The sequence below is a fragment of the Cupriavidus sp. SIMBA_020 genome, assembly GCF_046535395.1.
GTDB classification, from domain to species: Bacteria; Pseudomonadota; Gammaproteobacteria; order Burkholderiales; family Burkholderiaceae; genus Cupriavidus; species Cupriavidus campinensis.
Map to the genome: position 1 here is coordinate 1 of NZ_JAWRWU010001428.1, position 244 is coordinate 244.

The 244-nt window shown below is 67.2% G+C and carries 1 pseudogene; it reads left to right on the plus strand.

Annotation, left to right across the window (positions count from 1 at the left end):
- Positions 1-244, plus strand: a pseudogene (locus SB751_RS34255) (oxidoreductase); the annotation flags it as partial.

Genomic DNA, 244 nt, shown 5'->3' on the forward strand with positions numbered 1-244 from the left:
CTGCATGCCGCCCACGGCTACCTGCTGCATCAGTTCCTGTCGCCCCTGGCCAACCAGCGCGACGACGAATACGGCGGCTCGCTCGAAAACCGCATGCGCTTTCCGCTGGAAGTCTTCCGCGCGGTGCGCGAGGTCACGCCCGCCTCGGTAGCGCTGGGCGTGCGGGTGTCGGCCACCGACTGGGTCGATGGCGGCTGGGACCTGGAACAGACGCAGGCCTTTGCGCTACGCATCAAGGAATTGG